Source organism: Protofrankia sp. Cj3, from assembly GCF_917627355.1.
Taxonomy (GTDB): Bacteria; Actinomycetota; Actinomycetes; order Frankiales; family Frankiaceae; genus Protofrankia.
In genome coordinates this window covers 2,624-7,741 of the sequence record NZ_CAKJTR010000133.1, presented here as the reverse complement: position 1 = coordinate 7,741, position 5,118 = coordinate 2,624, and the positions used below count along the sequence as shown (strand labels likewise).

At 67.1% G+C, this 5,118-nt stretch carries 4 protein-coding genes; 2 read left to right on the top strand and 2 right to left on the bottom strand.

What is annotated here, in order from left to right:
• The coding region (locus MJ783_RS16855) for an MMPL family transporter (protein ID WP_239311396.1) at positions 1 to 2,161 on the bottom strand (2,161 nt) is incomplete at its 3' end.
• 189 nt (positions 2,162 to 2,350) lie between these two features.
• Here MJ783_RS16855 and MJ783_RS16850 point away from each other — a divergent pair.
• A complete protein-coding gene (locus MJ783_RS16850) occupies positions 2,351 to 2,782 on the top strand; it encodes a MarR family winged helix-turn-helix transcriptional regulator (RefSeq protein ID WP_239311395.1) in 432 nt (143 codons plus the stop codon).
• An 81-nt stretch (positions 2,783 to 2,863) separates the two neighbouring features.
• Here MJ783_RS16850 and MJ783_RS16845 read toward each other — a convergent pair whose 3' ends face one another.
• On the bottom strand, positions 2,864 to 3,304 hold the full coding sequence (locus MJ783_RS16845; RefSeq protein WP_239311394.1) for a gamma-glutamylcyclotransferase: 441 nt from the start codon (positions 3,302 to 3,304) through the stop codon (positions 2,864 to 2,866).
• A gap of 236 nt (positions 3,305 to 3,540) precedes the next feature.
• On the opposite strand from MJ783_RS16845, the gene MJ783_RS16840 reads away from it, so the two are divergent.
• Complete coding sequence (locus MJ783_RS16840; protein WP_239311402.1) at positions 3,541 to 4,983, top strand: NAD(P)H-quinone dehydrogenase; 1,443 nt, start codon at positions 3,541 to 3,543, stop codon at positions 4,981 to 4,983.
• Positions 4,984 to 5,118 lie beyond the last annotated feature (135 nt).

The following is a 5,118-nucleotide window of genomic DNA, read 5'->3' as shown; positions in this document are numbered from 1 at the left end:
AACTCGGCACCTCGGCACCTCGGCCTGGCTGTGGGCTCGCGGCGGCCGGAATACTCGAACCGCTGTGGGCGTGGGACTCGCGCACCCGCAGCAGTTTCGCCATCCAGTCCGGCAGGTACCAGTTCCACGCGCCGAACAGCGACACCAGCGCCGGCACCAGCAGCATCCGGACAACGGTGGCGTCCAGCAGGATGCCGAAGCCGAGCGCGGTCGCGAACAGCTTGATGTCGGTCTGCGGTCCGCTTGACAGCGACAGGAACGACAGGAAGAGGATCAGCGCGGCCGAGGTCACAAGCCGCCCGGTACGGCCGACTCCTTCGATGACGGCGGCGTTGGTGTCACCACTGGCGTCGTACTCCTCCCGGATGCGGGCGAGGATGAACACCTCGTAGTCCATGGACAGGCCGAACAGGAATGCGAAGATCATCAGGGGCAGCCAGAAGGTGACGGAGCCGGTGGCCTTGATGCCGTAGATCGCCTCCGAGCCGTACCCGTGCTGCCAGAAGAGCACCACGGCGCCGCCCGTCGCCCCCAGCGATATGAGGTTGAACAACACCGCCTTGAGCGGCAGCAGGAGCGAACGGAAAGCACGTACCAGCAAGATGTAGGTGATCAGGACTATCAGGCCGAGCGCCAGCGGGAACGCCCCGTAGACAGCATGGATGTAGTCCAGCTGCAGGGCGCCTATCCCGGTCAGACCGATGAACCCGGGCACGTTGTCCAGGGCGGACCGCATCCGCCGGATCGGGTCGGTGCTGCTGCCGCCCGCGGTCTCGTTGGTCGGCACGGCGAGGACGATCGACGTGCCGGCCCGGTTCGACGCCGGGCCGGTCGGGGCCGTCGCGGTGGCCACGCCGTCCACCGCGCGCACGCGCTGCACCACGTCGGCGGACGCCGACGTGTCGACCAGAATCTCGGCCGGGGTGAGGATGCCTGTCGGCGCACCGCCGTCCTCAAGGACTTTCAGCGCCTCGTAGGCGGGCCCGGTCTTCGTCAGCGACGAGGACTGCGCCGTGCCGATCTGGACCCCGAAGAATGGAATGATCAGGGCGGTAAGGATGGCGAGTCCGACGCCGGCGGCGATCCAGCGGCGGCGCACGACCAGCGATGCCCACCTGGTCCAGAACCGGCTCGCGGTGTTCTCGTGCCGGATCCGCGGCCAGTCGACCCGCGGGCCGATGCCGCCGAGCAGAGCGGGCAGCAGGGTGGTGGTGACCGCCACGCTGACCACCGGGATGAGCATCCCGCCGTAGCCGATGGAGCGCAGGAAGGGCACCGGGATGACGACCAGGGCGACCAGGCCGATCGCGACGGTGAGACCGCTGAACAGCACGGCGTGGCCCGCCGACTCCATCGAGGCCACGATCGCGTCGTGGTTCTCCCGGCCGTGGGCACGTTCCTCGCGCCACCGGGTGACGATCAGCAGCGAGTAGTCGATGGCGACGCCGAGGCCGATCAGGGAGACGAGGAACTGCACCAGGAACGACACGTCCGCGAAGACGGTCAGCCCCAGCAGGATCAGGAAGGTCGACGTGATCGACACCGCCGCGACGAGCAGCGGCACCAGTGCGAGCATGGAGGCGAAGACGAACGCGAGGATCGCCAGGGCGCCGACACCGGCGAGCAGGGTCTCGACCAGTACCCCCGGCCCACCGCTGGAGCCGCCGTTGGTCTGGAGTTCCTCTATGCCGGTGACGGTCCCGGTCAGCGATGCCGGTGTGTGGGCGGCGATTGACGTCTTCAGCTTGTCCAGGGTCGCGGACGCGAAGCTGGTCTGCGGTGGGTAGAAGACGTAGGCGAACTGGGCTCGCCCGTCGACGGTGGTGAAGACGTTGTCGCCGGTCGCGGCCTTCCCGACAACCCGCACGCCGGGCACGTCGTGTTCGACCGCGGCGAAGACGTCCGCCGCCTGTTGGTCGTCGACCTTGTCGCCGGGCTGCGCGGCCAGCACCAGGATGTCCGGCGCTCCCTGGCCCTCGGTGTGGTAGGTCGCGAGTATCTTCTGGGAGGTCTCGAAGCCGGGCTGGCCGGGTAGGGAGAAGTCGAAGGTCAGCCGTTTGGTGGTGATGCCGGCTGTCGCGCCGCCGACCGCGAAGGCAACGATCCAGAAAAGAATCACAAGACGACGGTGCCGGAGGCACCAACGTGCGAGCGCCGACATCGGGGTCTCCCCACTAGTTAAGGTGATCTGTGCTCACGCATGTTGACGCAGGTAACAGTACCACCGGTGATTGTGAAACCAGTAACGGTTTGTCTTATGGGTAACCGATACATGGCTCACAGTAATGAACCGGAGCGCCCTCTGTGTGAGCGTGTTTTTTATGCTTTTGTTCGTTTTGGGCCAGCCTGGGTGCGCTATCTTCAGGCCACTGTCGGTCTCGATGGTGTGAGTCCGGCTGGTGTGCGGCTGCTGTCGGCTTTGCGACACCATCCGCATCCGCCCATCATGCGTGATCTTGTTGATGATCTCGGAACGACAGCTCGGGCCATCACCGGGCTTGTCGACACCCTTGAGCACGAAGGCCTGGTCCGCCGCGCCCGCCATCCGCGGGATCGCCGGGCGACGCTCATCACCCTGACAAGCAAGGGTGAACGCGTCGTGGACAGGGTCGGTCGCGAACACGTCGAACGCGCTTCGACGCTGTTCGATGTGCTGTCCGCGCAAGATCAGGCCGACCTCGTGCGCATCCTCGGGCTGCTGAGCGACGAGCTGGCCGCGCGTGGGCAGACTGTCCAGCAGCAGGAACCGGCGTTGCGCTCCGCTCCGATCGACAACTCGTAGGCGACGGGGCGAGCCCGGGGCCCCTCACGCCATCGCTCCCCAGCCTCGCTCCTTGCTCCACGCACTTGCCGCTGGGCGCTCTTACGCGGTTGGGCGCATGCGTAGCTGGGCGACGTAGTCGGCCGGAGCACCGGCTCGCTCCGCCGCGTCGGCCATGATCGATACGTACCGTTTGGACGGCAGCCCGCCTTCGTAGGCGTCCAGGACGTACGCCCAGGCAAGCGCGTCGCCGTCCAGGGTGGAAACGCGCACGCGGATGCGGGTGTAGAGGCCGGCGTCGGCACCCTCCCACACGTCGAGCTGCCGCAGATCACGCCGGTCGATGTCGTAGAGCATCACGTAGACATGGGAGCCGGGGGACTCGACGATAGTGGCGAGCGCGCCTTCCCAGCCGACGTCCTCGCCACCGAAGGTGAGTCTCCAGCCGTGTATCCAGCCGGTCCCGATGACCGGAGCGTGTGGTGCACGTTCCTTCATCTGGGCCGGATCGAGGTTGCTGCCGTAGGCGGCGTACATGGTCATGGCGTACGCCTCTCGCGGGCTCTTTCGTCGCGGCCATCGCGGCCGGGGTGACGGCGTATCTCAAGGATCTCCACTGGCGCCTACCGTACCCACGTTCTCCCCGACTGTGCTGACGCACCGGGCCGGCGGGTTACCTTTCCCTGATTGTACGAAAGTCGGTCCGATCCCAGTGGTACGGCGCGCGGCAGGAGGCAAGATAGCTGATGGGAACGCCGCCCACGGAAGGGAGCGCGCACGTGCCGCGAATTGTCATCCTTGGAGGGGGGCCCGGTGGGTATGAGGCGGCCCTTGTCGGAGCTGAGCTGGGGGCATTTGTCACACTCATCGATGCGGATGGGATGGGCGGTGCCTGCGTCCTTACTGACTGTGTTCCATCGAAGGCCCTGATCGCCACATCGGCGGCGATGACGGCCCTGGCCGCGGCGCCCTCGCTCGGTGTCCGGCTGCGAGACGGCGGTTTCGTGCTGCCGGAAGCGGGCTGGGATGCCATGGCGGCACCCGGTTGTGAGCTGCCTGCCGGTGCTGGTGTGGACATCGAGCGGGTCTACGCCCGGGTACGGGGGCTTGCCCAGGCGCAGTCCCGTGACATCGAGACCCGACTGGAAAAAGAGGCCGTCCGGGTTGTGCACGCCCGCGGGCGGCTGGTCGGTCCGCATGTCGTCGAGATCGATTCTGGTGAGGCGTTCTTCGGCGACATCATGTTGATCGCCACCGGTGCGTCGCCGCGGATCGTGCCGACCGCGATACCTGACGGTGAGAGAATTCTCACCTGGCGCCATCTCTACGACCTCGACAGGCTGCCCGAACATCTGATCGTGGTCGGTTCCGGCGTCACCGGCGCCGAGTTCGCCAGCGCCTACCGGGCGCTCGGTGCGCAGGTGACACTCATCTCCTCCCGCGACCGGGTGCTGCCTGGGGAGGATCCCGACGCGGCCCGGGTCCTGGAGGATGTGTTCGGGCGCAGGGGTGTCACGGTGCTGGGCTGCTCCCGGGCGGCAGCGACCCGCCGGGTCGCCGACGGTGTGGAGGTCGAGCTCGAGGACGGCAGGATCATCAGTGGCAGCCACGTCCTGATGGCCGTCGGTTCGGTGCCGCGCACATCGGAGATCGGTCTGACCGACGTCGGGATACGCCTGAACACGACCGGCCATATCGAGGTCGACCGGATGTCGAGGACATCGGTGCCGGGGGTCTACGCCGCTGGTGACTGTACCGGGGTGCTGCCGCTGGCGTCCGTCGCCGCCATGCAGGGCAGGATCGCCATGTGGCACGCGCTCGGTGAGGCGGTCACCCCACTGCGGCTGGGTACCGTGTCGTCGAACATCTTCACCGAGCCGGAGATCGCGACCGTCGGCATCTCCCAACGGATGATCGAGTCAGGCGCGGTCGCGGCGCATACGACGATCCTCCCGCTTGCCCGGAACCCGCGGGCGAAGATGGAGGCCGTCACGGACGGTTTCGTCAAGCTGTTCTGTCGGCCTGGCAGCGGCAGCGTTCTGGGTGGGGTTGTCGTAGCGCCCCGGGCGTCAGAACTGATCTTCCCGGTGTCGCTGGCGGTCGCCAACGGCCTGACCGTCGACCAGGTTGCCCACACATTCGCGATCTACCCATCGGTCTCCGGGTCGTTGTCCGAAGCCGCGCGGATCGCCATGCCCCGGGACCTGTTCGCCAGTTTCTAGGGCTTGCTCGGTCGATCAACACGCATGACGGTCGACCGAGCGTGCCCTGGTGGCCCAAAGCCGCCGCGGTGACGCGGCCAGGAGCCGCCTGGACGCGGCTCACTGATCGAAAGCCCGATCTCAAACACGCTCTAA

Coding starts and splice junctions, on each gene's coding strand:
- MJ783_RS16845 (WP_239311394.1), bottom strand. CDS start 3,304: ATGACCATGTACGCCGCCTACGGCAGCAACCTCGATCCGGCCCAGATG.